The organism is Actinomyces sp. oral taxon 170 str. F0386, assembly GCF_000195595.1.
Classification (GTDB): domain Bacteria; phylum Actinomycetota; class Actinomycetes; order Actinomycetales; family Actinomycetaceae; genus Actinomyces.
Genome location: NZ_GL882572.1, coordinates 11,041 through 36,991, shown reverse-complemented (window position 1 = coordinate 36,991; position 25,951 = coordinate 11,041). Strand labels below are relative to the sequence as shown.

Below are 25,951 nucleotides of genomic sequence, written 5' to 3'. Positions count from 1 at the left end.
TCGCCCGAACCTCGAGCCGCGGCGGAGGGAGGGCGATGTCGGAGAACGGACGAAGTCATTCAGAAGGTTATTCGGATCGGGTGGACCCGGGCGGAGTGGTCGACGCTCTCAAGGTTCTCGCTCACCCGGTGCGCCTTCAGATTCTCCAGTGGCTCCGAGACCCTCGGGCGGAGTTCCCCATTGAGCGGGGGATCGCGGACCCCGATGAGTACGGGGTCTGCATCAAGCAGATCACTGACAAGGTGGGGCTCGCCCAGTCGACCGTATCGGCCTTCATGCGAGCCCTGGAACGTGAGGGCCTGGTGACCTCCACGCGCATTGGCAAATGGACCCACTACAAGCGCAATGAGAAGCGCATCGCCGAGATCCGTTCACAGGTCGCCACGCTGATATAGCTCGTCTCACCCATCTCATTCGCCTGCGAGAACCGTCATCAAAGGGGACTGCCATGCCGAGGACGCGCGCCGATCTGCTCGCCGCCTATCACCGGTACCTCTCCTTGCAGCGGGACCTGTCCCAGCACACTGCGCGGGCCTATCTCGTCGACATCTGCGATCTCTTGAGCTTCCTCGGCGTCGGTGAGGGTGATGCGCCCATCGGTGCGGCCCTGGCCACCCTCGACCTGGCGGACCTGCGGGACTGGCTCGCCGCACTGGCTGCGAGCGGGCACTCGCGCGCCACCCTGGCCCGCCGCTCGGCCTCGGTGAGGACCTTCTCCGCCTGGGCCTTCGAGGAGGGGATTCTCACCTCCGACGTCGCCGCGCGCCTGCGCGCTCCCCGCGTCGACAACCGCCTCCCCGGGGTCCTGACGGCCCAGCAGGCCGCGCAGCTTCTGCAGACCGCTGCGGACCTCGCCGCGGACGGGGACATCCTGGCCGTGCGAGACCTGGCCATCGCCGAGACACTCTATGCAACCGGTGTGCGAGTCTCCGAGCTCGTCGGCCTCGATGTCACCGATCTCGACCACTCCCAACGCACGCTGCGAGTCCTGGGTAAGGGGCGCAAGGAGCGCACCGTTCCCTACGGACTGCCTGCCGCCAGAGCCCTGGAGGGCTGGCTGAGCCGGCGCGAAGAGATCTGCGCCCCCGACGCCGGAACCGCACTCTTCCTGGGGGCGAGAGGACGACGCATCGATCCCCGGGCGGCGCGCGATATCGTCCACCGCCTGTGTGCGGCCGCTGGGGTTCCCGACCTCGGCCCGCACGGGTTGCGCCACAGCGCCGCCACCCACGTGCTGAGCGGGGGAGCGGATCTGCGCAGCGTCCAGGAGCTCCTCGGCCACTCCTCGCTGGCCACCACCCAGCGCTACACCCATGTCTCGGCCGAGCGCCTGCGCAGCGTCTACGAGCAGGCCTTCCCCCGGGCCTGAGGCGGGCCTCGATCAGTTCGTCCGCCACATGGTGGTGGTTGAACCCCGCGCGCGGGGCCTGGCCCCAAGGGCACCCCGAAGGCGTGCAGGAACCGAGGGGCCGGCCGGTGGGGGAGCACGCTTAGGACAGGCGGGCCAGGCGGCGGGCGATCGCGATGTGCAGCGCGAAGCTGCGCTGCATCTGCGCAGTGCTGTGGAGGTTCATGACGACGTGGGCGCGTTGGCGCGGGTAGAAGAAGCTGTGTACCGCCCACAGGCCCAGGCCTCCCACCGGCTCGGGCAGGTTCCGCAGGACCAGGGGCAAGAACTCGCTGAAGCGGATCGTGGCCAGGCCCGTCCCGTAGTGGAGGCCCGCGCGCAGGCGGGAGCGGGGCCGGGCCAGGCGCGCCAGCAGATCCCGGTCGAGCAGGTCTCCCTCACGCAGGGCCTGCTGGAACCGCACCATGTCCTCCAGGGTTGTCACCGCGCCGCCGTCAGCGGACCCGACGGACAGCGCCCTGGCATGGCTGATCTCCGCACCCTTGACCCAGACCGGAGCGATCTTCAGACCTGTGAGCCAGACCGGAGCGATCTTCAGACCTGCCAGCTCCTCATCGGTGGCCGTGGAGTGCGGCTGACCCGTGTGCGTCATCCCCGCGGGCTGGAACACCTGGGTGCGCAGCACCTCGTGGGCGGACAGGCCGGTGACCTCCTGGAGCACGCACTGAGCCAGGGCGTAGTTGGCGTCCCCGTAGGCGAAGCGCTCACCGGGCCGGCCCTGAGGCGGCAGCCCCGCGCACTGCGCTACCACCTCGGCCAGGCCCCAGTGGCGGTCGGGTCGGCGCATGAGGCGGTCCAGCGAGCACTCGGTGGAGTGTCCGCGCGGAGGCTGTACCGGGTCGGGTAGTCCTGAGCGGTGGCTGAGCAGGTGACTCAGGGTCAGGTCCCGGGACAGAATGACGCCGGGAGCGGCGGGTAGCGGGGACAGATCGATGCCCGGGGCGAGCTCGCCGATCGGCGCATCCAGGGACAGCAGTCCCTGCTGGGCCAGGCGTGCCGCCGCGACCGCCACGAAGGGTTTTCCCGCGCTCGCGGTATGAAAAGGCCGGTCGACCTCACCGAAGGAGAGCCTCACCCCCGGGGCGATGATGAGCACCTGCGGGGCCGGCAGGTCTGGGCGTCGCTTCGCGGCCATCCTCTCCAGCCTGGGCCGCAGGGAGGACTCGAACCAGTGCTGGAGGGACTCGGAGGGCCTCATGTCTCCACCTCTCTCAACAAGATGCCTTTGAAGGGGTTGTGCTCGAAAGCTCACCACTCTCCACGGCCTCCCATCATCGGAAGGAACATTTGCGAGATCAAGTGCCGATCATCGATCCCACCGGACCGGCTTGAGGCGGATGACAGCCGGTTGCAGCAGGCGCAGCGGGTTGATGTACGTCTTAGGGCCGGTGCGAGCGCCCCAGTGCAGGGCGCAGACCCCGTCCGAACGGTGCCCGGGCAGCAAGGTGCCGATGACCTGCCCGACATCCACCGTGTCACCCGCTCCGACAGTCGGTTCTACTGGCTCATAGGTGGTGCGGATCCCGTCGGTGTGGTCGATGGAGACCACCGGACGCCCGGCCACCATGCCGGCGAATGCGACCGTCCCCGCGGCGGCGCTGCGGATCTGCGTGCCCTCTGCGGCAGCCAGGTCCACGCCGCGGTGCCCGCGCCCCCACGCGACGGCCGGCGGGTCGAAGCCCTCCACCACGGTGGCCGGCGCACCGGTTGGCCACTGGTAGCGCCCATGCGGACGCCGGGGCTCCGGGGGCTGTCCCAGACCCTCCTGAGGGCCCGCCTCGGTGCCGGCCTCGGTCTCTTCGACGAATCGGGTGATGAGACTGGCGTCTGTAAAGAGTGAGACCGTAGCTTCAGCCGCCTCTGTCCTGAGCTCGGGAAACGCGGGATCCTGTAGTTCCACAGCCTGCGCGGAGGGTGGCGATGGGATGAGGCCGGAGCTTAAGCCCGCGACCGGGGCCTCGGCCGTAGTCGCGGGTGGACTCACCGATGAGAGCGAGGGCGGCGGCAGAGCGGCCATCGACCCGCAGGTGAGCAGGGCCGTCGCGAGCGTGATGAGACGATGGGGTGTGCGGTGCAGTGCTCCAGGTGATGTGCCACGGCCTGTGCGATGCTGCCCTGGAGGTCCTGTGCGGTGTTCCTTGCGTGCCCGGTTCATGCCCTCAGGGTGCGCGCCGACCGGTCCCGGTTGCTGGGGTCGTCGTCGGCCCTGTGGAAAACGCTCTCGGAAGCCGGACTGTGGTGACCGGAATGACTCTGAATGCCGCCGAATCGACCTCGGCAGCAGGCTCAGCCCTGTGGTAACCTCGCCTCCGCAGCATTCTGCGGATCGCTCCGGCGTCAGCGGGAGACGGGCCCGGAATGCTGACTTCGCGTGCCTGCACCCGAGCATCTCGGGACGTCCCTCCGGGCGACACGGTCGCGGTCCCGATCATCGTGGTTCGTCACGGTGATCGGGTGGCTGTGCGTCGCAGGCACCAGGCCCCATCCGCATCGGCGTTCTCGCCGGTCACCGGCTCAGTGCGCGCTCTCAAGCGCGCGGAGCCACAGGGGAACAACCCAGAGAAAGAACCTCCGGGACGCGTCCGAGCGCGCCGCTTGGCCGTCCCCCGAATGATCGTGCGTCGAGCAACCTCTCGGCACACACGGAAGGACCGTCATGGCCGTCGTCACCATGCGCCAGCTCCTTGATAGCGGTGTCCACTTCGGGCACCAGACCCGTCGCTGGAACCCCAAGATGAAGCGCTTCATCCTCACCGAGCGCAACGGCATCTACATCATCGACCTCCAGCAGTCCATCGAGGGCATCAACACCGCCTACGACTTTGTCAAGGAGATCGTCGCTCGCGGCGGCAACATCCTGTTCGTCGGGACCAAGAAGCAGGCCCAGGCCGCCGTGGCCGAGCAGGCCCAGCGCGTCGGCATGCCCTACGTCAACCAGCGCTGGCTGGGCGGCATGCTCACCAACTTCTCCACCGTGCGCGCCCGTCTGGACCGCATGAAGGAGCTCGAGCAGATCGACTTCGACGACGTGGCCGGCTCCGGCCGCACCAAGAAGGAGCTGCTCATGATGCGCCGCGAGAAGGACAAGCTCCAGCGCACCCTGGGCGGTATCCGCGACATGAGCAAGCTCCCCGCCGCCGTGTGGGTCGTGGACACCAAGAAGGAGCACCTGGCCATCTCCGAGGCCCAGAAGCTCGGGATCCCGGTCATCGCCATCCTGGATACCAACTGTGATCCGGACGAGGCCACCTACGGTATCCCCGGCAACGACGACGCCATCCGCGCCGTCACCCTGCTCACCCGTGTCGTCGCCGACGCCACTGCCGAGGGCCTGCTGGCCCGCTCCGGCGGCCGCGCCCGCACCGGTGAGGAGGCCGAGGTCGCCCCCGCCGACGCCGAGCCCCTGCCCGAGTGGGAGGCGCAGCTCCTCGCCGGGGCCGAGGCCGACGCGCCGACCGCCGAGGCCGCTGCCGAGGCTCCTGCCGCAGAGCAGGCCTGAGCCCACGCTCACGCTCCTTGTTCACAGCGCGGCGTCTCCGCGCTGTGAACACCTTTCACACGTCCTCTTACACGTCTATTAGTCACTGACTGACCAGGAGACATTCATGGCGAACTACACCACTGCTGACATCAAGGCGCTGCGCGAGAAGACCGGCGCCGGCATGCTCGACGTCAAGAAGGCCCTCGACGAGGCCGAGGGCGACGCCGAGAAGGCCATCGAGATCATCCGCGTCAAGGGCCTCAAGGGCATCGCCAAGCGTGAGGGCCGCGCCGCCTCGGCCGGCCTCATCGCCGCCAAGGTCGTCGACTCCGGCAACGGCCAAGTCGGCGTCCTCGTCGAGATCAACGCCGAGACCGACTTCGTGGCCAAGAACCAGAAGTTCCTCGACTATGCCGAGCAGGTCCTCACCGCCGCCCTCGCCTCCGGCGCCACCGACGCCGAGGCCCTGGCCGAGGTCGAGGTCGACGGCTCCACCGTCAAGGACCTCACCGACGGCATGCAGGCCGTCATCGGCGAGAAGATCGTCGTGCGTCGCGTCGGCCGCATCGAGGCCGACAACATCGAGCTCTACCTGCACCGCACCAACCCCGACCTGCCCGCCCAGGTCGGCGTCCTGGTAGGCACCGACGCCAAGGCCGCCGAGGTGGCCCACGACGTCGCCATGCACATCGCCGCCTACTCCCCGGACTACGCCACCCGCGAGGACGTCCCGGCCGAGGTCGTGGACAAGGAGCGCGCCATCGCCGAGGAGACCACCCGCGCCGAGGGCAAGCCCGAGAAGGCCATTCCCAAGATCGTCGAGGGTCGCCTCAGCGGTTTCTTCAAGGAGAACGTCCTGGTCGACCAGGCCTTCGCCAAGGACCCCAAGACCACGGTCGGCAAGGTCGTCGAGGCCACCGGCGGTGAGCTGACCGGCTTCGTCCGCTTCCGCGTCGGCGCCTGAGTCACCTGCTGCAAGGCTTGCCGGGCAGGCGGGATCATCGGCCGCCTGCAGACAACCGGGGCGGGGCCACGAGCATCGAGCTCGTGGCCCCGCCCCGTCTCGTCGTCCCTCACTCATCGATACATCCATCAACGTCCGCGCCCGAGGAGCACGTCCTCAAGAAGGATGTCCCAGCGTGGTCCTCGTCCCATGGCGTGTCTGACCATCCGGGGTGATGGTCATCGTGGCCCGGCGCCGTCGTGGACGGGGTAGGCTGTGCGGAGCCCGCCCACCGAACCCAGGAGACATCACGCAATGAGTCAGGAACCGGCTCGTGACGACCGCGTCGCCCACGGCACGCACCCCAGACGCGTTCTGCTCAAGCTCTCCGGTGAGGTCTTCGGCGGAGGATCGATAGGCCTGGATCCCGACGTCGTCTCCGACGCCGCCCGTCAGATCGCCGATGCCGTCCGTGCAGGAGTTCAGGTCTCCGTCGTCGTCGGAGGCGGGAACTTCTTCCGTGGCGCCGAGCTGTCCTCGCGAGGCATGGACCGCGCCCGCGCCGACTACATGGGCATGCTGGGAACCGTCATGAACGCCCTGGCCCTCCAGGACTTCATCGAGAAGTCGGGTGTACCCGCCCGCGTTCAGACGGCCATCGCCATGGGGCAGGTCGCAGAGTCCTACATCCCTCTGCGCGCCATTCGCCACATGGAGAAGAACAGGGTCGTCGTCTTCGGTGCCGGTGCCGGTCTGCCCTACTTCTCCACCGACACGGTCTCGGCACAGCGGGCTCTGGAGACTCACTGTGACGAGCTGCTCGTGGGCAAGAACGGCGTTGACGGCGTCTATACCGCCGACCCTCGTAAGAACCCCGACGCCCAGCGCCTCGACCATCTCACCTACGAGCGGGCCCTGGCAGACGGTCTCCAGGTGGTCGACGCCTCCGCCTTCGCCCTGTGCCGTGACAACGGACTGACCATGCGCGTCTTCGGCATGGGGGAGCCCGGAAACATCACCCGCGCCCTACTGGGTGAGAGAATCGGGACACTCGTCAGCTGCAACTGATCCGGCTCCGGTCTGCGCAAAGCCGACGACGACTCCGCCCGGACCCCGTGCCCGGCCCACCGTGAAGACGACCGGCGCACCTTCGCAAGCCCCTCGCCATCCCCACGATGGCCGATCACAATCCTACGAACCCACGACCGCCCAGCAAAGGAAGCACCATGATCGACGACGTCATGCTCGAGGCCGAGGACAAGATGGACAAGGCCCTCCAGGCCGCCAAGAGCGAGCTCGCCACCATCCGCACCGGCCGCGCCAACCCCTCGATGTTCAACGGGATCGTCGTGGACTACTACGGCGCTCCCACCCCGCTTCAGCAGCTCGCCTCCCTGACGATCCCCGAGGCCCGCACCGTCCTGGTCAGTCCCTTCGACCGCTCCGCCATGAAGGACATTGTCACCGCCATCCGCGAGTCCGACCTCGGCGTCAACCCCACCGATGACGGCACCGTCATCCGCGTCACCCTGCCGGCACTGACCGAGGAGCGCCGCAAGGACTACGTCAAGCTCGCCCGCTCCCGGGCCGAGGACTCCCGCGTCCAGGTGCGAGGCATCCGCGCCAAGGCCAAGAAGGAGCTCGAGGCCATCAAGAAGGACGGCGAGGCCGGCGAGGACGACGTCAAGCGAGCCGAGCATGAGCTCGACGGCCTCACCAAGCGCTTCGTCGAGCAGGTCGACGCCGCCCTGAGCGCCAAGGAGAGCGAGCTCCTCGAGGTCTGACCCGCTCGATCCCGGGAGCCGCTGCGCCCCCTGCATATGTCCCGCCGACCTCTGTGAGCCCTGTGACGACCCTGCTGAACCCGCGCCCCACGCGCAACCACGACCCCCTGCCCGCCACCGGCCGGGCAGGTCGTAACCTGCCCGCCGCGATCGGTGTGGCGGTTGTGCTCATCGCTGTGGTCCTGGGCTCACTGGCCTTCTACAAGGTCATCTTCGTGGGTGTCGTCGTGCTGGCCGTCTGCGGGGCGTTGTGGGAGCTGGCAGCGGCCTTCGCCCGCAAGAGCATCCGTCTGCCGCTGGCACCGCTGTGGCTGGGGACGCTGGGTATCTCCGTGTGCGCCTGGGAGCTGGGGGCGGAGGCGGCCTTCGGGGCCTACGTGGCCACCGCCGGCGCCTGCGTCCTGTGGAGCTTCATGGACCAGGCCGAGGCGGAGACCGGCACCGTCCTGGAGCAGGCCGGTCACGACGTCCCTCGCACCGAGGCCCACGACGAGGTCCGTCGCTCGCGCTCCAGCGCCGCGGCCGCCTCGGTCTTCGCCGCCACCTACCTGCCCTACCTGGCCGGATTCGCCGTCCTCCTCCTGGTCCAGGATCACGGAGTGGGAAAAGTCATGATGCTCATCGCCCTGGCTGCCGCCAACGACACCGGCGGGTGGTTGGCAGGCATCACGCTCGGGCGTCATCCTCTGGCCCCCTCGGTCTCTCCCAAGAAGTCCTGGGAAGGACTCATGGGCTCCCTGCTCGCGGCGGTGGGCACCGGTGCCGGCTGCGTCTGGGCCGTCGGCGGCCCCTGGTGGGCCGGAGCCGCGCTGGGCGCCTGCACCGTGATCGTCTCCACCCTGGGGGACCTGGGGGAGTCGCTGCTCAAGCGCGACCTGGGGCTCAAGGACATGGGCACTCTCCTGCCCGGCCACGGAGGAATCATGGACCGGCTCGACTCGATCCTCGTGGCCGCTCCACTTGTCTATGCCTTCACCCTCCTGGTGAAATAGGGACGGCATGCCGCACCCACCCCTATCGACCAGCCCGGCCCTCCCCAGCCCCGGGACACGAGGAGCACGAGCTTGAGTCCTTCGCGAGTACAGCACCGCCCCCGGCGCCCGCAGCCCGTCAGTATCACCGGGCGGCCGAGTGACGGCCAGGTCCAGGTCATGCCCACTGACCAGCCGCCCGAGGGCGCCACCAGCCCTGACGCCAGACCGCGGCTGTCCTTCGCCGTTCCGGCGGCACGCGGCAAGGCCCCCCGTCACCTGGCCGACCTCGACCTGGCCGGTCGCAAGGCCGCCTGCAAGGACTCGGGCCTGCCCTCCTTCCGGGCCGACCAGATCTCGCGCCACTACTTCACGCACCTCACCCGTGACGGCGCGGACATGACCGACCTGCCTGCCTCGCAGCGCGAGCAGCTGTGCGCCGAGCTGCTGCCCGAGCTCATCAGCCCGGTGCGCGCCCTGCGCGCGGACGGCGGACGCACCATCAAGCACCTGTGGGAGCTGCACGACGGCGTCCGTGTCGAGAGCGTCCTCATGCGCTACAAGGACCGCACCACCCTGTGCGTCTCCTCCCAGGCCGGCTGCGGCATGGCCTGCCCCTTCTGCGCCACCGGTCAGATGGGGCTGACCCGCAACCTGTCCACCGCGGAGATCGTCGAGCAGGTGCGCCACGCTGCCCAGACCTCGGCAGCCGGCGACCTGACCGGGGGACCGGCCCGCCTGTCCAACGTGGTCTTCATGGGGATGGGTGAGCCGATGGTCAACTACAGGAACGTCGTCGGCGCCCTCCACCGGCTCATCGACCCGGCCCCGGAAGGCTTCGGCATGTCGGCCCGCGGCATCACCGTCTCCACGGTGGGGCTGGTTCCCCTCATCCGCCGGCTCGCCGGCGAGGGGCTGCCGGTGACCCTGGCCGTCTCCCTGCACGCCCCCGACGACGAGCTGCGCGACGAGCTCATCCCCGTCAACTCCAGGTGGAAGGTCGGTGAGCTGCTCGACGCCGCCCACGACTACTTCCTGGCCACCGGCCGGCGCGTGTCGATCGAGTACGCGCTCATCAAGGACATGAACGACCACAGCTGGCGCGCCCAGCTGCTCGCCGACGAGCTCAACCGCCGGGACGCCGGGTGGGCCCATGTCAACCCCATCCCGCTCAACCCGACCCCGGGCTCCATCTGGACCTGCTCGGAGGTTGCAGTTCAGGATATGTTCGTCGACACGCTTCGGCGTGCCGGAATCACCACGACAGTGCGAGACACTCGAGGCAGCGACATCGACGGTGCCTGCGGTCAGCTCGCGACCGAGGTACTCAACCAGGAGAGGGCTAAGACGACATGAGCGACATGTTCCCCAAGTCAGCGCTCCTGCGACCGGGCTACCGCCCCGAGCAGGTGGACCGCTACTTCGAGACGGCTCACGAGATCTACGACGCCGGTGAGCTCGACGAGATGGACTCCGAGGGCGTGCGCACCGTCGCCTTCGACGTCGTTCTGCGCGGCTACCAGCCCCAGGCCGTCGACGCGGCCCTCGACCGTCTCGAGGCCGCCTTCCTTCAGCGCCGACGTGCCGCCTTCGTGGCCAAGAAGGGCCGGCAGGCCTGGATGGACCAGGTCACCCAGCTCGCCACCACCCTCTATCCGCGCCTCCTGCGCCCTGCCGGTGAGCGCTTCGCCCCGGCCTCCGGGCAGGGGTACGACAAGACCGACGTCGACGCCCTCATGGACCGCATCGCCGGCTACTTCGACTCCGACACCACCCTGACCTCCAACGAGGTGCGCGGCGCGGTCTTCCGCCGGGCCCGGGGCGGCAAGGCCTACGGGGAGCCCAGCGTCGACCGCTATCTGGCGCGCGTCGTCGAGGTCCTCCTGTCCGTCGAGTGAGTCGAGCAGACCGAGTAAGCCTTGAGGAAAACCGCCGCCCCATGACCGGCCACGCACCGTCACGTTCCCGTTCCCCACAGTCCTCTCAGCGACTGGTCCTGCTCGGATCCACCGGCTCGATCGGTACCCAGACCCTCGAGGTCCTCACCCGCCTGGGCCAGGCCGCGCCCCGGGTGATCGCCTTGGCCGCCGGCGGGTCTCGTCTGGAGCTGCTGGCCCGCCAGGCCCTGGCCTGGGAGGTCCCCGTCGTGGCCGTCACCGGTGGGGAAGAGGACCTTGCCGACCATGTGCGCGAGGCTCTCACAGCCGCAGCCGCCGAGGCCGGCCGTCCCGACCCGGTCACCACGATCCTCACCGGTCCAGACGCCGCCACCATGGCGGTCGAGTCCGCCGGGCTCGGGCCGCAGGACACAGTCGTCAACGGCATCACGGGATCCGTGGGTCTGCTGCCCACGCTGGCGGCTCTGCACAGCGGAGCCCGCCTGGCCCTGGCCAACAAGGAGTCCCTCGTCGTCGGGGGCGCCCTGGTCCGTCAGTCACTCACCCGACCCGGTCAGGTCGTCCCCGTGGACTCCGAGCACTCCGCCATCGCCCAGGCCCTGGCCAGCGGCCGCCACGAGAAGGGGCTGACCAGCCCTGTCACCAGCGGGCGCAGCGAGGTGCGCCGGCTGGTCCTGACCGCCTCCGGAGGCCCCTTCCGCGGCCGGAGCCGCGAGACGCTCACGGGGATCAGCGCCGCCGCGGCCCTCAACCACCCCACCTGGGACATGGGGCCGGTGGTCACGATCAACTCCTCGACTCTCGTCAACAAGGGCCTCGAGCTCATCGAGGCCCACCTCCTCTTCGATGTGGCGCCCGAGCAGATCGACGTCGTGATCCATCCCCAGTCCGTCATCCACTCCATGGTGGAGTTCATCGACGGCGCCACCATCGCCCAGGCCTCACCGCCCGACATGCGCCTGCCCATCGCCCTGGGGCTGACCTGGCCCGAGCGCCCCGACCTGGCCGGCCTGGTGGCGCCCAACGACTGGCACGAGCCGGTGGCCTGGACCTTCGAGCCACTGGACACCGAGGCCTTCCCCGCTGTCGACCTGGCCCGCAGCGCCGTTGCGGCCTCGGCCACTCACCCGGCCGTCCTCAACGCCGCCAACGAGCAGGCCGTCGCCGCCTTCCTGAAGGGCGACCTGGAGTGGCAGGACATCGTCGAGATCGACGCGGTCGTCGTCGGTGAGCACGAGGGCCTGGCCTGCCCTAGCCTCGACGACATCCTGGCCGTGGAGACCTGGGCCCGCACCCGCGCCGACGAGCTCATCGTGGCAGGAAACGGAGGAACGCACTCGTGAGCACCACCCTGGCCTACGCCCTGGGCATCGTCATCCTCATCATCGGGATCGGTGTCTCGGTGGCCCTCCACGAGCTCGGGCACATGATTCCGGCCAAGAAGTTCGGCGTGAAGGTACCCGAGTACTTCATCGGCTTCGGCCCCAGGATCTGGTCGGTCAAGCGCGGCGAGACCGAGTACGGAGTCAAGGCCATCTGGCTGGGCGGCTACGTCAAGCTCGTCGGCATGCTGCCGCCGGCCAGGCCCGGCAAACCGGACCGACGACGCAAGGACGGCAGCCTGGGCATGGTGGGCGAGGCCCGCGCCGAGGCGCTCGAGGAGATCCGGCCCGGTGAGGAGCACCGCGCCTTCTACACCCTGAGTGTCCCCAAGAAGCTCATCGTCATGGCCGGAGGGATCCTGACCAACCTGGTCCTGGGGATCATGCTCCTGGCCATCGCCATCGGTGCCGTCGGCGTCCCGGGGCGTACAACGACGCTGTCGACCGTGGCCCCCTGCGTCTCGTCCAACGTCGATGCGGATGCCCCCTGCCAGGACTCCGACCCGGCCGGCCCTGCCAGTGCCGCCGGTATCGGGGCCGGTGACCGGATCGTCTCCTGGGGTGGGGTGAAGGTCTCTACCTGGCAGGAGCTCCAGGCCCGTATCGCAGCCGGCGGAACCAGCCCCACCCAGGTCGTCATCGAGCACGAGGGTGCCACACGCACCGTGAGCGTCACCCCGGTCGAGGTTCAGCGAACCGTTCTCGACTCCCAGGGCGCCCCGGTCAAGGACGCCTCAGGCAACGTGCGCACCGAGCCCCGCCCCTACGTGGGCATCTCCCCGTCGTTGGGAACCATTCCGCAGAGCCCGGCCAGGATACCGGGCTTCATCGCCCAAGCCATCGGCGGCACGGTCAAGGCGATCGCCACCCTCCCGGTCGGGCTCTACCACGCGGTCCAGGCGGGGCTCGGCATCGAGCAGCGCAGTGCCGACAGCGGTGTTGTGGGCCTGGTGGGCATGGGCCGCATGGCCGGGCAGGCCACCAGCGGTGGTGCGGCCGGAGGAGGGGAGGTTCCTCTGTCGATGCGGGTCAGCTCCATGCTCATGCTGCTGGGCAGCCTCAACCTGGCGCTGTTCGCCTTCAACCTGGTGCCGCTACTGCCCCTGGACGGCGGGCACGTGGCCGGAGCCTGCTGGGAGGGTATCCGACGCACGATCGCCAAGGTGCAGGGCAAGCCCGATCCGGGACCGGTGGACACCGCCAAGATGCTGCCCGTCGGCCAGGTCGTCTTCGGCCTCCTCATCGTCATGGCCCTCGTCCTGGTGTGGGTCGATATCGCAGCGCCGCTGTGAGCCCCTCGATGGCGGGACGCTCCTGTGGCGGCGGGAGCGATGCCACACGCCTGCGGTACAGGGCCGGGCGTGCCGGGTGACATACTGGTCGGGTGACTGAAGCGATCGCTCTTGGCATCCCCACGATGCGTGCCCAGGCCCCGGTCCTGGCCCCGCGCCGACCGACCCGCAAGATCAAGGTCGGCAGCCTCAACGTCGGTGGAGACGCCCCCATCACCGTGCAGTCGATGACCACCACCAAGACCCACGACATCGGCGCCACGCTCCAGCAGATCGCTGAGCTGACGGCCTCGGGCTGTGACATCGTCCGCGTAGCCTGCCCCACGGACAAGGACGCCGAGGCACTGCCGATCATCGCCAGGCAGTCGCGCATCCCCGTCATCGCGGACATCCACTTCAACCCCAAGTACGTCTTCGCCGCCATTGAGGCCGGCTGCGGCGCGGTGCGCGTCAACCCCGGCAACATCCGCAAGTTCGACGACCAGGTCGCCGACATCTGCAAGGCCGCCTCCGACGCCGGTGTCTCACTGCGCATCGGCGTCAACGCCGGAAGCCTCGACAAGCGCCTGCTCAAGAAGTACGGCAAGGCCACTCCCGAGGCTCTCGTGGAGTCCGCCACCTGGGAGGCAGGCCTGTTCGAGGAGAACGACTTCCACGACTTCAAGATCTCCGTCAAGCACCACGACGTCGTCACCATGGTGCAGGCCTACCGGCTCCTGTCGGAGGCCGGTCGTTGGCCCCTCCATCTGGGGGTTACCGAGGCCGGCCCCGCCTTCCAGGGCACCATCAAGTCCTGCGCGGCCTTCGGCACTCTGCTCGCCGAGGGCATCGGTGACACCATCCGCGTCTCGCTGTCCGCGCCTCCAGTCGAGGAGGTCAAGGTGGGTACCAAGCTGCTGGAGTTCATGGGGCTGCGCGAGCGCCAGCTCGAGATCGTCTCCTGTCCCTCCTGCGGCCGCGCCCAGGTGGATGTGTGGACCCTGGCCGAAGAGGTGGAGTCCGGGCTCAAGAAGGTCACGGCACCGCTGCGCGTAGCCGTCATGGGCTGCGTCGTCAACGGCCCCGGTGAGGCCCGCGAGGCCGACCTGGGCTGCGCCTCGGGCAACGGCAAGGGGCAGATCTTCGTGCGCGGACAGGTCGTTGAGACCGTTCCCGAGGACCAGGTCGTTGAGACCCTTCTCAAGCACGCCGAGGCCATGGCTGCCGAGATGGCCGAGGAGCTCGGTGAGGAGGCCCTGGCCGGTACCGCCCCCATGGTCTCGGCCGCCGGCTGAGGACCGGTGAGGGCGGGGCGCACCGCCAAGCACCCGGACCTGTTGGGTATGAGCTTCCTGCGGCACCGCGATCACGGACGCACTCAGCGTCGCGCAGACCGCCTGACACCGGTTCCCTCCGATCAGGTGTCGGGAGTCATGTCGCTGTGCGCCCTCGACCCGGTCAGTGCCGTGAGCCTGGTCCAGCAGATGCAGCGCTGGTCGCGCTGGGGGCGCGGTGACGTCGTCGCCCTGGGAGGACTGGCCCGCCCGGTCGCTGCGGCATGGTCGGTCGGTTCCCTCATGCCCTTCGGCCTGGCCGGACGTCCCGAGCACGGTCTGCGAGCCGCGGATGCCGGCGAGATCTGGGCGCTGGCCGAGCACGCCAGGACCCGCCTTTCCAGGCGCGGTTCCGTCTCAGGACCGGCCCAGGACGTCGCCGCGGTCTGGGGCGGACTCAGCGAGCAGGGGCAGCGCGCCCGCCACGAGCGTTGGAGGCAACCGGTTCTCGCCGCGCCCCAGGTGGGGGGAGGCCTGGGGCGCGCGCACCTGCGTCGTCGACCCGCTCTGAGCTGGGTGGGGCAGTCGGTTCGTGCGGCCCGACCGGATGAGGCAGCACTGGTGCTGCCCGCCTCGGTGGACATGTTCAGCGGAGAGCTCGGCTACGACCCCACCACCGATGGCCCCGGATACAACCGCCACGTCACCTGGCTCATCGAGCAGAGACGCAGCTACATCGTCCTCGATGACGGTGCCGGCCACCTGGCTCAACCCGGTTCGCCCCGAGCCGTCGCTTTCAAGGCCGACGTCGGCGCCCTGTGGCGGTCCCCAACCGGCGGTGTGGCCCAGCTGACCGGCGTGTGGACGCGCCCCGACCTGCGTGGGCAAGGGATCGGGGCGGCCGCTCTGGCCGCAGTGGTGGACGCCGTCCGTCGGGACCATGTCGGGGCTGACGGTATCGTCAGCCTCTACGTCAACGACTACAACACCCCCGCTCTGGCGCTCTATCGATCCCTGGGGTTCGAGCAGGTGGGTCTGTTCGCCACCGTGCTCCTGTAAACATTCCCTGTTGAGACCGCAGGGACGATGCTGTTTTGTTACACGGCGCCCTCAAAGTCATGGTGAACAACATATGGAGCGCCTTGGGGAACTCGCCTACGATCACCAATCGTGCGCAGTACCGATGACGTCGACTCCGAGAACACGGAGCGTCAGAACAATATCGAGGTCTGGAATGACCTCGTCTCGCCCAGAGATCTGCTCATCTGTCTTCTCATATCGGTGACATGTATCGTCGCGGCGGTACTTCTCTCCTCCTTTTTCGGAGGTAAGCCGCTGTTCTGGGGACTGGGAGCCTCCACTGTCGGTTTTATCGCCTGCTGCTTCCTCGTGAGCCCCAAGCGAGAGGTCGTCATTGTCGATGAGCTGGGCCTCGGTGCACGTGAGGGGGCGGACCAGTGACGGTGAGCCTTCTGCTGATGATGGTGGCTGCCGTTCTGGCGGCCGTGGTCCTGTACACCTTTATCGGGTTCATCCCCGGTACCGATGAGACGGGGGTGCTCGCGCCTGTCACTCTGGCGACTATCCTGGCCGGAGCGCCGCCGCACGTGGTGCTCGCCTTCTTCGTCTCCGCGGTTGTCACGCTCAATCTCATGAACGGGGTTCCTACAGCACTGGTGGGACTTCCCGGCGGAGTGATGTCCGCTCCGCTCATGGATCACGCCATGGTGCTGCGCAACCAGGGACTGGCCTCCGACACGATCCGGAAGATGGCCGTGGGCTCGGCCATCGGAACCTTCATCTCTATTCCTCTGAGCTTCCTTCTCGCCAGCCTGCTGCTCCCCATGGCCGACTGGATCAAGACCAATTCCAACATCGTTCTGGCAGCAGGTGCTGTGGTACTGGCCCTGCTCGGAAAGAACCGTATTCTCTCCCTGGTGGCGATTATTCCCATGGCGCTGCTGTTCCAGGCGCTTCCGGCGCTTTATCGGAGTGCGGGCATTATTCCGGAGAAGGCCAGCGTCAACACCTCCTTCTTCCTCGGGATCACCGTGGGGCCTATGCTCCTGACCCTCCTTGAGCTGCTCAACGCCAAGCGCCGGGAGGCGCTGCCGCACGGCAGCCGTACCAGGGCCGAGCTGCTGCGCTCTGGCTTCAGCCAGCAGGCGCTGTGGCCGGGGCGGCTCATCACCAGGTCCGAGGGATGGTGGAGCGCCGCGATGGCCGCCGTGTCCACCCCGCTGTTCATTCTCAGTCCGGTGGGGCTGACCTTCCTGCTGGGAGAGGCCTCCGTGGCCCGCCAGAACGAGGACCGAGTGCCCCGCGCACAGCGTGCGGTGACGGTCATGAGCGCCCTGGCCCACTCGACCTACCTGGCCGGCGTCATTATTCCGCTGGTAGCGCTCGGGGTTCCGATCTCCGGGGTGTCCGTCGGTCCTGCCGGGCCGCTGTTCAGCGCGGGCTCCATCTACACCAAGGAGCACAACCTGCACCACCTGCTGGATCTGCCCTGGTTCATCATCACCGTGTCCCTCGGGGCTCTCGTTGCGGTCGCGATCACGTACGTCATCGCCGTGCGCTGGTCCTCGCAGATCACCTGCTTCGTCATGCGCCGGATCCCCCACGAGGCGGTGCTGGCCCTGTTCGTGGCCTTCGTCCTTCTGCTGGCCTACATCGACGCCGACCAGAAGGCGGGCCTGGCCAACGTCTTCGGGGTCCTGCTGGTCGGAGTCGTGTGCGGATCGCTCAACCGTCTGGGTGTCGCCTACGGCGTCCAGTTCATGTCCCTCTACGCAGCTCCCGGCATCGTCAAGGCGCTGGCCGCACTGGGCTGATCTCCTTCTCGCGGGAGGCGGCGGAGGCTGTGGGGATGAGCCTCCGCCGCACGCCTGTTGTAATCTGCAGAGCGAGACTCGGATGCTGAGTCCCGATGCCGGCACTCTATGACTCGGCCGGAGTAATGGGGGAGAGGGGTTGATCCCCCTTGACGGGACCGCCCGTCGACGGATAGGCCTCGCTGCGGTGCGCCAGACGCGTCAGATCGACGCCGAGCAGACGGGCCCGCTCGGCGGTGCGCCCTGTGACCAGCACGTCGGTGCGGCGCAGCCGAGAGACATCGGCCGCCCCCAGCAGGGTCATGAGCGTGCGCACGTGGTCGCTCCATGTGTGCAGCTCTCGGCGCAGGGCCTCGGGGCCCTCCTTGACCAGGGTGCGCAGCACGTGCCCGGAAGCGCCGACGGCGCAGGCGCCCAGGGCCAGTGACCGGACGACGTCGAGCGGGTTGCGCACGCCTCCGGAGGCCAGCACCGGCAGACTGACCGGCTCTGCGACTGCCAGGGACTCCAGCAGGCACAGCGCCGTCGGCTGGCCCCAGCCGACCAGGTAGGACAGGTCGCGCTGCGGTCGGCGCTCGTTCTCAATGGCGATGAAGTCGGTGCCTCCGGCCCCGGCCACGTCGACGGCCGCAACACCAGTGCGCGTCAGAGCATCAATGGTCCGGCGTGAGAGCCCGAAGCCCACCTCCTTGACCACCACCGGGACGGGCACGGCCGCTGCGATGGCGGCGATCGTCTCGCTCCATCCCGTGAAGTCGCGGTCGCCCTCGGGCATCACCAGCTCCTGAGCCGCGTTGAGGTGGATCTGCAGGGCATTGGCCTGGAGCATCTCCACGGCCTGCGCCGCCTCCTGCGGGCTGACGGTCGGCCCGACATTGGCCAGGACGAAGGCGCCCGGGGCCCGGCGGCGAATGACCCGGAAGCCGTCAGCGCGCTCGGGGTCGTGCAGGGCCACGTGAACGGAGCCGCAGGCGATCGCGACACCAGCATCGGCAGCCGCCTCGGCCAGGTGCGCGTTGATCGCCGCCGTCGCCTGCGTCCCACCGGTCATCGCGTTGATGTAGAACGGCGCCTGCCAGTGCGCACCGCACACATCCGTACTGATATCGATCGAATCCGTGAACGTCCCTGGCAGTGCATGGTGCATGAAGGAGACGTCGTCGAAGGCATTGGGCCGATCCGTCCCATTCAGGCGCATCGCCAGGTCCAGGTGCTCGTCCTTGCGTGAGGCGTGTCCCGGCTTGTCTGCGTGCCCCTGACCGTGAGTACCTGGGCTGCTCATGAGACTGCTCCACTGTGGGAATGGTCGTGGACGGTCAGGTCCAGGGGCTGGATATTCGCCGACTGCCACGACGAGCGCATCGCGGCGATATCCGTCCCGGGTGGGCACAGCGCGATGCCGCAATCCCCGCCGCCGGCGCCCGAGCTCTTGGCTACCGCCCCGTGCTCCTGGGCGATCTCCACCAGACGGCGCAGCTGCGGGGTTTCGATGACGATCCCACTGGTGCGGGTCAGGCCCAGTAGGAGCTGGCGCCCCTGACGGATCCGCTGCCCGATCGCCTCGGCGTCATCCTCCTGAAGAGCCCGGACCAGGGCTGCCAGACAGCTCTCGGAGTCCTGGAGGAATGCTGTGTAGGCGGCGTCCTGCGCCCCTCGTGTATGGGCCTGGACGTCAGCCACCAGGCGCGGGGTGGAGGCTGGGCTGCCGGTCCACCCCACACCCAGGTGCAGGCCCGGGGCGGGAAGACGCCGGATGCTGAGCAGCGGCCAGTCCATCCCCACCAGCTCACTCAGTGCCGTGGGACCTTCAGTGCCACCCCCCATGCCCGCAGTGCCCCGCATCCGGTGCAGCCATGCACGGTCGGGGGAGGTGTAGGCGACCCATCCGGTGAAGGAACTCGCCGCGATATCGCCCCCGGAGCCGATGGGCTGGACGGCGTCGGTGGCCAGCAGCGCCAGCTTGTAGACGGCCATGTCATCCAGGGCCAGGCCGTAGAACCTCGCCACGGCGCGCACCGTGGCCACCGTGACCGCGGAGGAGGAGCCCAGGCCGAGCTTGTGCCCGCTGCCGTCATCGAGCTCGCTGGAGACATCCAGGTCGAAGTAGCGCAGTCGGCCACCAGCCTCGCGCACCATCTGCTCCACCATGCGGATGGCGGAGACCACGTAGTCGTTGAACTGCTTCTCGACCTCGACCACGCCGTCCTCCGGGCGGCGGTACCAGGTCAGGGACTGCGCTTCGTACAGGGTGGAGCTGATATGACCTGTGGGACCGGTGGAGCCATCGGCTTCGGCCTCTGTGATCCGCACCGTGATGAAGCGGTCAACGGCTACCAGCACCGCCTGGTGCCCGGGCTCGACAACGGCGTACTCACCGGCGATGTACAGCTTCCCGGGGGCGCTCTGCGAGATCACCGGGAGGCCTCCTCGAAACGCACCCCTGCGCCAGGGCGCCGGACGGAGACCTCTGCGCCGGGAACGCGCTCGCGCAGCGCGGCCGCGACCCGCTCCGCACTGCCGCCCCGGGTCAGGACCTTCACGTTCGGGCCTGCATCGATCGTGGCCCAAGCGGGCAGGCCATCCTGGCGCATCTCGCCGATCACGTGCAGCACCTCGATCGTCCGCGGCAGCCAGTACATGATCGCGGGGCGCGCGGCCATCATCGATGCGTGCATACCCAGAGCGTTGGCCTCCGCCACCTTACCCAGGCGGGCGAGATCACCGCAGCGCACCGCCTCCAGGGCGTCGCGCAGGTCCTGGCGGCTCGCCTCCACCCAGGCGGGGTAGAGCGGCGAGGCGGTCATGGTTCGGCGCATGGCCCGCGTGCTGGAGATCGTCTTACGCCCACCGGAGAGCACGACGACGACCATGGCCAGGTCCAGATCGGAGGCGGTATGCCCGATAGCGTCCTGGACGGGCTCGGCATAGGAAGTGGCGTCGTCGTCCCCGGCGTTCCACAGCACCAGTCCGCCGAACACGGAGCGCGCCGCCGAGCCCGAGCCGCGCCGGGCGAGCCGGGACAGGGCCCGGCCATCGAGGTCCATGCCCGCAGCGCGTGAGGCCGCTGCCGCCAGTGCGGCGAAGCCCGCCGCGGAACTGGCCAGGCCCGCGGCCAGCGGTACCGTGCTGATGGAGGTGACGTTGGCCCGCTGCGTGATGCCGGAGCGCTCGCGCACGAGGTCGAGGAAACCGGACACCCGGGTCAGCGCCGTCCCGCTGGGGGCCGAGCCGTTGATGCTCACCGCGTCCGTGTCGCCAGTGCCGCCGTCGAAGGACACCGTGGTGGTGGTCCAAGTGTCATCAAGGGTGAGGGACAGGCTTGAGGTGGTGGGGATCATCAAGGACTCATCCGCCTTACCCCAGTACTTGATGAGCGCGATATTCGTGTTCGCACTCGCCGTCGCGCTTGCGGTCTTCAGGGATGCCGGGGATTGCCGGGATGTCACTCATTCACCTCGCTGGTGCGAATCTGGTAGATCCATGCGGCCGGTGCCCCCGCACCCTCCAGGGCGCCTCGGATGCGGTCCGCCGCTGCCTCGCCATCGGCCAGGGCGATCACGCATCCGCCGAGTCCGCCACCGGTGAGCTTGGAGCCCAGGGCGCCTGCGTCGCGGGCTGCCGTCGTGAGCCGGTCCAGGACCGGCAGGCTCAGCTCGAGCCGGGCCAGTACCTCGTGCGCCTCGTTCATCGCTGAACCAAGGGCCTGCGCATCGCCGTCGTCGAGCGCCGCGATGCCCACCTGTGCGAGTTCGCCAAGGCGGTTGATCCCGGGGCCGATGCCGTCGGGATCCTTCTCGTAGCGTTCGCGCAGCCCGCCGACGGCCTCGCGGGTGCGGCCGTGGATGCCGGAGTCCGCGATGACGAGGCGGGCACCTTCGATGCGCTGGGTGAGGGGCCGCATCTGACCGCCCTGGAAGCGGATGGGGTTGGGGGAGCTGGTGGCCGCTGCGTCCAACCCGGAGGGCTTGCCGTGGGCGATCTGCTCGGCCATCTGCGTCAGCGCGAAGAACTCGTCGGCCGATGCCTCCCGTCTGCAGGCATCCAGGACGGCGCGGATGACAGCGCCCGCGGCCGCCGCGGACGAGCCCAATCCGCGCTCGTGGGGGAAGTCGCTGGTGGTGACGATCTCGAAGGGTTGCTCCAGATGCCCGGAGAACTCTCGGGCAGCCTCGAAGGCGCGCACGATGCAGGCGAAGCCCGGCCCACTGCTGCTCATCGGACCGGAGTAGTCCAGGCTGTGAAGCACCGAGCGGCCGGTCACCGGGGTGGCCGTCGCCCGCATTTGAAGGTCGTGCAGCGGCATGGCCACGGCGGGATGCCCGTAGACGACGGAGTGCTCACCCAAGAGGATGGCTTTCGCCCAAGTACGGCCATGACCCTCGCGGATTGGGGAGTGCCTATCCATGTACTTCCTTGACTGCGGCCCAGGGGGCGGTGATGATCCGGGCTAGATTAGATGGCCCGTCTCCCGCACTGCAATTGGGCATCGGTCACCCAATCTATCGTGACTGAGGCGGGTATGCCCGCTGAAGTCTTAAGCCCAGTGCGGGTACCGGTCTTGGTCGGGCCGGTTCAGGGCGCGGTTAGTCGGCACTCCGCCACGGCAACTGCGAGTTGCACCCGGTTCCTGACCTTGAACTTCTCCAGCAGGGTCGAGACATGGGTCTTGACCGTGGCCGCACCGATCCCCAGACGGTCCGCGATCTCACTATTGGCCAAGCCCTGCGCTACCAGCACCGCCACCTCGCGCTCACGCTCGGTCAAGGTGCCCGGCGCCTGGCGCGACGGCGCCCTCATGGCGGTGGCATCCACCAACTGCTCGAGTACAGCCGCGGAGAAGGGGCGCTCACCATCGGCGGCGGTGCGGACCGCCCCCAGGATCTGCTCAGGGGAGCTGTCCTTGAGGAGGAACCCCACGGCTCCCGCCCGCAGGGCCGAGGAGACGAGATGGTCGGTGTCGAAGGCCGTGAGTACAAGGATCTTGACATCGGGTGCGAGCTCGCTGATCCGCTCGCTGGCCCACACCCCGTCGCGGCCGGGCATGTGGAGGTCCAGCAGCATGATGTCAGGGCGCAGGCGGCGCGCCGCATCCAGTGCCCCTTGTCCGTCCGCCGCCTCACCCAGGACGGTCAGTTCCGGGTCCCCCTCCAGGATCAAGCGCAGGGCGGAGCGGACGAGGGGCTGGTCGTCCGCGATGACGACACGGATGCGGTCAGCCACGGATCAGCTCCTCCTCTTCCTTTTCTTCCGGCGTCTTCTCCTCCATCGGGAGCTCCGCGCGCAGGGTGAATATCCCAGCCTCCCTGACCAGGCTCAGCCGACCGCCCAGCAGCCGCATCCGCTCGCGCAGGCCGGGAAGGCCCAGGCCGTGGCCGGGCAGCGGCAGGGCCGGCGTGGACGCCGGATTGGCGCACTGCACGACCAGTGCGCTCCCGCTGGTCTCGAAGCTCAGCTGAGCCGAGCCCTGCGAGCCGTGGCGACGGGCATTGGCGAGCGCCTCCTCGACGGTGCGCAGAACGGCGTGACGGACGGCGGCCCCGGCCCTATCGAATGCTCGTTCCCAATCCGGATCGGTACTGACCCGGATCTCCAGCCCGGCCTCGCGGTGCTGATCGATGATGCGGGCGACGTCCGCCCAGGCGACGGCGGCCTCGTCCCCGGAGCCGTCGTCGTGGAGCACATGGAGGATCTGACGCAGCTCATGGCCGGCCTCGGCCGCCATGGCCCGGATGGTGCCTGCGGTGCGGGCGGCCTGCTCCGCATCGAGATCGCGACGACTGGCCAATGCGGCGGCGTGCAAGGAGATCAAGGAGATGCGCTGGGCCAGGGAGTCATGCATCTCGCGCGAGATGCGTGCCCGCTCCTGCGAACGGGCACGCGCGACGCGGGCCTCGGTGAGCTCTTGGTGGCTCATGAGCAGGATGCCGAGCAGCACGGCGGTGACGGTGTAGACGAGGTTGGGCAGCTCCGTCCACCAGTCCTCCCACCGCCACGGGAACGGGCTCATCGCCAGGCCGAGCGCAGTGCCTATGAGCTGCGCCCCGAGCGCGACGGGCAGTGACCATGCCTTCGAACGCGTTCCTATGAGTGCTGCCGCCACGAATGCCGGCACATGGAAACCGCTCGGCAGCAGGACGCTCAGGATGATGCAGGCTGCGGGCAGAAGCAGTCCCTGCCTCCTGAAGGCGGGTAGCAGTAGGAATTGCGCGACGATCGGAGCGAGGACCTGCATCCAGAGCCACAGGATCTCCCACCGGGGCCGCTCGTGATGGAGGGCGCTCAGATCCGTGTTGAGAGAGACCGCGATGTCGAACAGGAAAACCGTTGTCGCAATCGCGGAGGCGACCCAGAGCAGCCATTGGATGCGTCGTGCTGTGTCCGGGGTGCTCACCGGTCGGACTCTACCCAAGTGTCGGGGCCATGCATCCGCCACTTGGCGGATCCCGATTCCCCCAGGTAGTCGGTGCGCCCGGGCTGGGAGTTTGTTTAGCGTCCGGGGTGACTGAGGGAGGGTTCTTATGCTGAATGTAGGTGGGAAGTTGGTTCGTGGTGCTTGTGGTTGGAGGGGGCGGGGTCCTGGGGTGCTTGTGCGGTTGTCGGTGCTGGTGGCGGTGCTCTCGATGACGGCCGCGGTCCTCGGCGGCTGCTCGCCTGCGCTATCGGCCGCACCCGTGCGGCCCGGCCCGCAGGTGTCGCAGCCCGAGGGGAGGCATGAGCTGACCGAGGAGGATGTCACTGCTTGGCTCGATGGGAAGATTCCCGACGCGCTCAATCAGGGGGATTTTCCTGGAGCGGTGGTCACCGTCGTTCATAATGGTCGGATCCTGGTGACCAGGGGGTACGGGTATGCGGCTACGGGGGCTGATGGCGAGCCGCGGCGTGCGGTGGATTCCGATACTCTTTTCCGGATCGCATCGGTGTCCAAGCTCGCTACCAGTATCGCGGTGATGCAGTTGGTGGAGCGGGGTGAGCTGGACCTGGACGTTGATATCAGTGCCTACGCGGATGTGAAGATTCCGCGTCGTTATCCTGGTGATATCACCTTGCGGAACCTTCTGACGCACACCGCGGGATTCGAGGAAAGAGGCAGGAATCTCGTCACGTCGGAGCCCGGGCCATTCGACCTGGATGAGTCCGTCCGACAGGATCCCCCGGCGCAGGTCTTCGCCCCCGGTACTACTCCGGCTTACTCCAATTACGGCATGTCCCTGGCCGGTTATATCGTTGAGCGGGTCAGTGGCGAGGTGTTCGAGGACTATGTGCGCGAGCATGTCCTCGAGCCGGCGGGCATGGACTCCTCCACCTTCGACCAGCCGCTGCCGGAGCGGCTCGCTGGCAGGATGGCCAATGGTTACAAGACCACTGGAGGCCGGGCTCAACCCTTCGAGCTCATCGACTCTCCAGCTGGGGGGATGACCACCTCCGGAACCGACGCCGGCAGATTCATGCTGGCCATGCTCAACCAGTCGCAGGGCGGTGCGCTACTCGAGGAGGGCACATGGAAGCAGATGTTCGGCCCTGGGCTCGGTGCTGATCAGCTGGGGACGCTCGCCGAGGGCAAGCAGATGGGACTCGGATTCTTCGATGAGAGCCGTAATGGGCACCAGATCGTCGGCCATGAAGGCGGTACGGTCTTCCAAGCCGAGTTGGAGATCTACCCGAACGATGGATCTGGGGTTTTCGTTGCGGTTAATGGTGAGGGGAAGGATGGGGCTGCGGCTCTGAAAGATGACCTCATGAGGGGTTTCTCCGACCGTTATTATCCCGGTTCCGAGCCTGGTGCGGAAGGTGGGCCTTCGGTTGATGAATCGCGGCAGCATGCGCGGGTGGCGGCCGGGACCTACACCTCGTCCCGGGCGCCGATGACGTCCTTCGCCAGTATCAGGGAGGCCCTTCCGTCGGAGTGGAGCAGTATTGATGCCCTTGATGATGGTCATCTCCTGCAGCGGGCGGGGGAGTCTGTGATCGAGTACGAGGAGATCAAGCCGTGGGTGTGGCGGCAGGTTGGGGGATCGCAGACCCTGACCGTTCAGGTGGAGGATGGAAAAGTGGTGCGCATCGGCGATATCCCCGCTTTCTCGCTGCTGCCGATCACTGCCTCTCAGCGGGTGCTCGTTCCGGTGGTGCTCGGTGCCGCCACGGTCCTCATGCTGTTTGTGCTGGCCTGGCCGCTTGGCGCCGTGCGCCGTTTGCTGGCACTGCGCGCCGGCAACGCCAGTATCGGCGTCCCGCTGTCCTGGTGGGCGCGCTCGGCCAGGATCGGGGCAGGACTGACTCTCGCCGCAATCGGCGCCTGGGCAGGCGCGGCGGTATCACTGATGGCTGATCGGACCTCTGTGGGCCCGTTGGCGCTTCACGGGATCCAGATCCTGACCTTTGTGGGCCTCCTGGGGATCATCCCGGGCGCTGTCGAAGCGGTGCGCGTCCTCAGAGCGGGCTCCGGTGTGATACGGATCGTCACCGCCTTGCTCCTGCCCGTTGCATTGGCTGCTGTCGCCTGGATGGCCCTCGCCTTCAACCTCCTCAACCCCGATGTCGGCTTCTAGCAGCAGCGGGGACTGCTGATCCGCTGAAGGCTCGGTGTGGCCCGTCCCCGTTATAGGGGGCGGGCTACGCCATGACCCCATCACCGTCTAACGCCAACGAGTAAATCTCCCCGTCTTCTCCGTCACCCGGGGCGGAAGAGTTTTGCGACTCCTCGGCTC

Annotated in this window: 24 protein-coding genes; 16 read left to right on the top strand and 8 right to left on the bottom strand. The window is 68.3% G+C overall.

Annotated elements, in window-relative coordinates:
• Positions 1 to 35 precede the first annotated feature (35 nt).
• Together HMPREF9056_RS11435 and HMPREF9056_RS11430 are read left to right on the top strand one after the other, a co-directional pair.
• The gene (locus tag HMPREF9056_RS11435) at positions 36 to 395 is read left to right on the top strand and encodes a metalloregulator ArsR/SmtB family transcription factor (RefSeq protein ID WP_050793068.1); all 360 of its coding nucleotides are present in this window, start codon (positions 36 to 38) and stop codon (positions 393 to 395) included.
• A 53-nt stretch (positions 396 to 448) separates the two neighbouring features.
• Entirely contained in the window at positions 449 to 1,369 is a 921-nt protein-coding gene (locus tag HMPREF9056_RS11430) for a tyrosine recombinase XerC (protein WP_009405255.1), read from the top strand.
• A gap of 121 nt (positions 1,370 to 1,490) precedes the next feature.
• On the opposite strand, the gene HMPREF9056_RS11425 is transcribed toward HMPREF9056_RS11430, so the two are convergent.
• Together HMPREF9056_RS11425 and HMPREF9056_RS14780 are read right to left on the bottom strand one after the other, a co-directional pair.
• A complete protein-coding gene (locus tag HMPREF9056_RS11425; RefSeq protein ID WP_009405254.1) occupies positions 1,491 to 2,606 on the bottom strand; it encodes a serine hydrolase in 1,116 nt (371 codons plus the stop codon).
• A 108-nt stretch (positions 2,607 to 2,714) separates the two neighbouring features.
• Entirely contained in the window at positions 2,715 to 3,308 is a 594-nt protein-coding gene (locus HMPREF9056_RS14780) for a M23 family metallopeptidase (protein WP_009405253.1), read from the bottom strand.
• Positions 3,309 to 4,064: 756 nt separating this feature from the next.
• On the opposite strand from HMPREF9056_RS14780, the gene rpsB reads away from it, so the two are divergent.
• From rpsB to HMPREF9056_RS11355, 13 genes are all read left to right on the top strand, one after another.
• Positions 4,065 to 4,907 (top strand): 30S ribosomal protein S2, encoded by an 843-nt coding sequence (gene rpsB, locus HMPREF9056_RS11415; protein ID WP_009405252.1) that lies wholly within the window; start codon positions 4,065 to 4,067, stop codon positions 4,905 to 4,907.
• 106 nt (positions 4,908 to 5,013) lie between these two features.
• Positions 5,014 to 5,853 (top strand): translation elongation factor Ts, encoded by an 840-nt coding sequence (tsf, locus tag HMPREF9056_RS11410; RefSeq protein ID WP_009405251.1) that lies wholly within the window; start codon positions 5,014 to 5,016, stop codon positions 5,851 to 5,853.
• 294 nt (positions 5,854 to 6,147) lie between these two features.
• Positions 6,148 to 6,900, top strand: coding sequence for a UMP kinase (pyrH, locus tag HMPREF9056_RS11405; protein ID WP_009405249.1), 753 nt, complete (start codon positions 6,148 to 6,150; stop codon positions 6,898 to 6,900).
• 158 nt (positions 6,901 to 7,058) lie between these two features.
• Positions 7,059 to 7,616 (top strand): ribosome recycling factor, encoded by a 558-nt coding sequence (frr, locus tag HMPREF9056_RS11400; protein WP_009405248.1) that lies wholly within the window; start codon positions 7,059 to 7,061, stop codon positions 7,614 to 7,616.
• Positions 7,617 to 7,678: 62 nt separating this feature from the next.
• Positions 7,679 to 8,608, top strand: a complete 930-nt coding sequence (locus tag HMPREF9056_RS11395; protein ID WP_009405247.1) for a phosphatidate cytidylyltransferase — start codon at positions 7,679 to 7,681, stop codon at positions 8,606 to 8,608.
• A 72-nt stretch (positions 8,609 to 8,680) separates the two neighbouring features.
• Positions 8,681 to 9,943, top strand: coding sequence for a 23S rRNA (adenine(2503)-C(2))-methyltransferase RlmN (gene rlmN / locus HMPREF9056_RS11390; RefSeq protein ID WP_034514507.1), 1,263 nt, complete (start codon positions 8,681 to 8,683; stop codon positions 9,941 to 9,943).
• Positions 9,940 to 10,485, top strand: coding sequence for a DivIVA domain-containing protein (locus HMPREF9056_RS11385; RefSeq protein ID WP_009405245.1), 546 nt, complete (start codon positions 9,940 to 9,942; stop codon positions 10,483 to 10,485). The genes rlmN and HMPREF9056_RS11385 overlap by 4 nt, the downstream gene beginning before the upstream one ends.
• Before the next feature lie 41 nt (positions 10,486 to 10,526).
• Entirely contained in the window at positions 10,527 to 11,828 is a 1,302-nt protein-coding gene (dxr, locus tag HMPREF9056_RS11380; RefSeq protein WP_009405244.1) for a 1-deoxy-D-xylulose-5-phosphate reductoisomerase, read from the top strand.
• Complete coding sequence (locus HMPREF9056_RS11375) at positions 11,825 to 13,159, top strand: RIP metalloprotease (RefSeq protein WP_009405243.1); 1,335 nt, start codon at positions 11,825 to 11,827, stop codon at positions 13,157 to 13,159. Before dxr ends, HMPREF9056_RS11375 begins: the two co-directional genes overlap by 4 nt.
• A gap of 92 nt (positions 13,160 to 13,251) precedes the next feature.
• Positions 13,252 to 14,433, top strand: a complete 1,182-nt coding sequence (gene ispG / locus HMPREF9056_RS11370; RefSeq protein ID WP_034514506.1) for a flavodoxin-dependent (E)-4-hydroxy-3-methylbut-2-enyl-diphosphate synthase — start codon at positions 13,252 to 13,254, stop codon at positions 14,431 to 14,433.
• A 48-nt stretch (positions 14,434 to 14,481) separates the two neighbouring features.
• Positions 14,482 to 15,471 carry a GNAT family N-acetyltransferase gene (locus HMPREF9056_RS11365; RefSeq protein ID WP_087942266.1) on the top strand — a complete coding sequence of 330 codons (990 nt, stop codon included), beginning with the start codon at positions 14,482 to 14,484 and terminating at the stop codon, positions 15,469 to 15,471.
• A gap of 111 nt (positions 15,472 to 15,582) precedes the next feature.
• A complete protein-coding gene (locus HMPREF9056_RS11360) occupies positions 15,583 to 15,873 on the top strand; it encodes a hypothetical protein (RefSeq protein WP_009405240.1) in 291 nt (96 codons plus the stop codon).
• Positions 15,870 to 17,246, top strand: a complete 1,377-nt coding sequence (locus HMPREF9056_RS11355) for a tripartite tricarboxylate transporter permease (RefSeq protein WP_009405239.1) — start codon at positions 15,870 to 15,872, stop codon at positions 17,244 to 17,246. The genes HMPREF9056_RS11360 and HMPREF9056_RS11355 overlap by 4 nt, the downstream gene beginning before the upstream one ends.
• 106 nt (positions 17,247 to 17,352) lie before the next feature.
• On the opposite strand, the gene fni is transcribed toward HMPREF9056_RS11355, so the two are convergent.
• The 6 genes from fni to HMPREF9056_RS11325 form a co-directional block, all read right to left on the bottom strand.
• Positions 17,353 to 18,528: a type 2 isopentenyl-diphosphate Delta-isomerase gene (gene fni / locus HMPREF9056_RS11350; RefSeq protein WP_009405238.1), complete on the bottom strand. Its 1,176-nt coding sequence runs from the start codon at positions 18,526 to 18,528 to the stop codon at positions 17,353 to 17,355.
• The gene (locus HMPREF9056_RS11345) at positions 18,525 to 19,661 is read right to left on the bottom strand and encodes a phosphomevalonate kinase (RefSeq protein WP_009405237.1); all 1,137 of its coding nucleotides are present in this window, start codon (positions 19,659 to 19,661) and stop codon (positions 18,525 to 18,527) included. Before HMPREF9056_RS11345 ends, fni begins: the two co-directional genes overlap by 4 nt.
• Complete coding sequence (gene mvaD / locus HMPREF9056_RS11340) at positions 19,658 to 20,692, bottom strand: diphosphomevalonate decarboxylase (protein ID WP_009405236.1); 1,035 nt, start codon at positions 20,690 to 20,692, stop codon at positions 19,658 to 19,660. Before mvaD ends, HMPREF9056_RS11345 begins: the two co-directional genes overlap by 4 nt.
• Positions 20,689 to 21,651 carry a mevalonate kinase gene (mvk, locus tag HMPREF9056_RS11335; RefSeq protein WP_009405235.1) on the bottom strand — a complete coding sequence of 321 codons (963 nt, stop codon included), beginning with the start codon at positions 21,649 to 21,651 and terminating at the stop codon, positions 20,689 to 20,691. Before mvk ends, mvaD begins: the two co-directional genes overlap by 4 nt.
• A 167-nt stretch (positions 21,652 to 21,818) precedes the next feature.
• The gene (locus tag HMPREF9056_RS11330; protein ID WP_009405234.1) at positions 21,819 to 22,466 is read right to left on the bottom strand and encodes a response regulator transcription factor; all 648 of its coding nucleotides are present in this window, start codon (positions 22,464 to 22,466) and stop codon (positions 21,819 to 21,821) included.
• Positions 22,459 to 23,637 carry a sensor histidine kinase gene (locus HMPREF9056_RS11325; protein ID WP_009405233.1) on the bottom strand — a complete coding sequence of 393 codons (1,179 nt, stop codon included), beginning with the start codon at positions 23,635 to 23,637 and terminating at the stop codon, positions 22,459 to 22,461. The genes HMPREF9056_RS11330 and HMPREF9056_RS11325 overlap by 8 nt, the downstream gene beginning before the upstream one ends.
• 208 nt (positions 23,638 to 23,845) lie before the next feature.
• Between HMPREF9056_RS11325 and HMPREF9056_RS11320 the strand changes: the two genes are divergently transcribed.
• Positions 23,846 to 25,792, top strand: coding sequence for a serine hydrolase (locus HMPREF9056_RS11320; protein ID WP_253270027.1), 1,947 nt, complete (start codon positions 23,846 to 23,848; stop codon positions 25,790 to 25,792).
• Positions 25,793 to 25,951 lie beyond the last annotated feature (159 nt).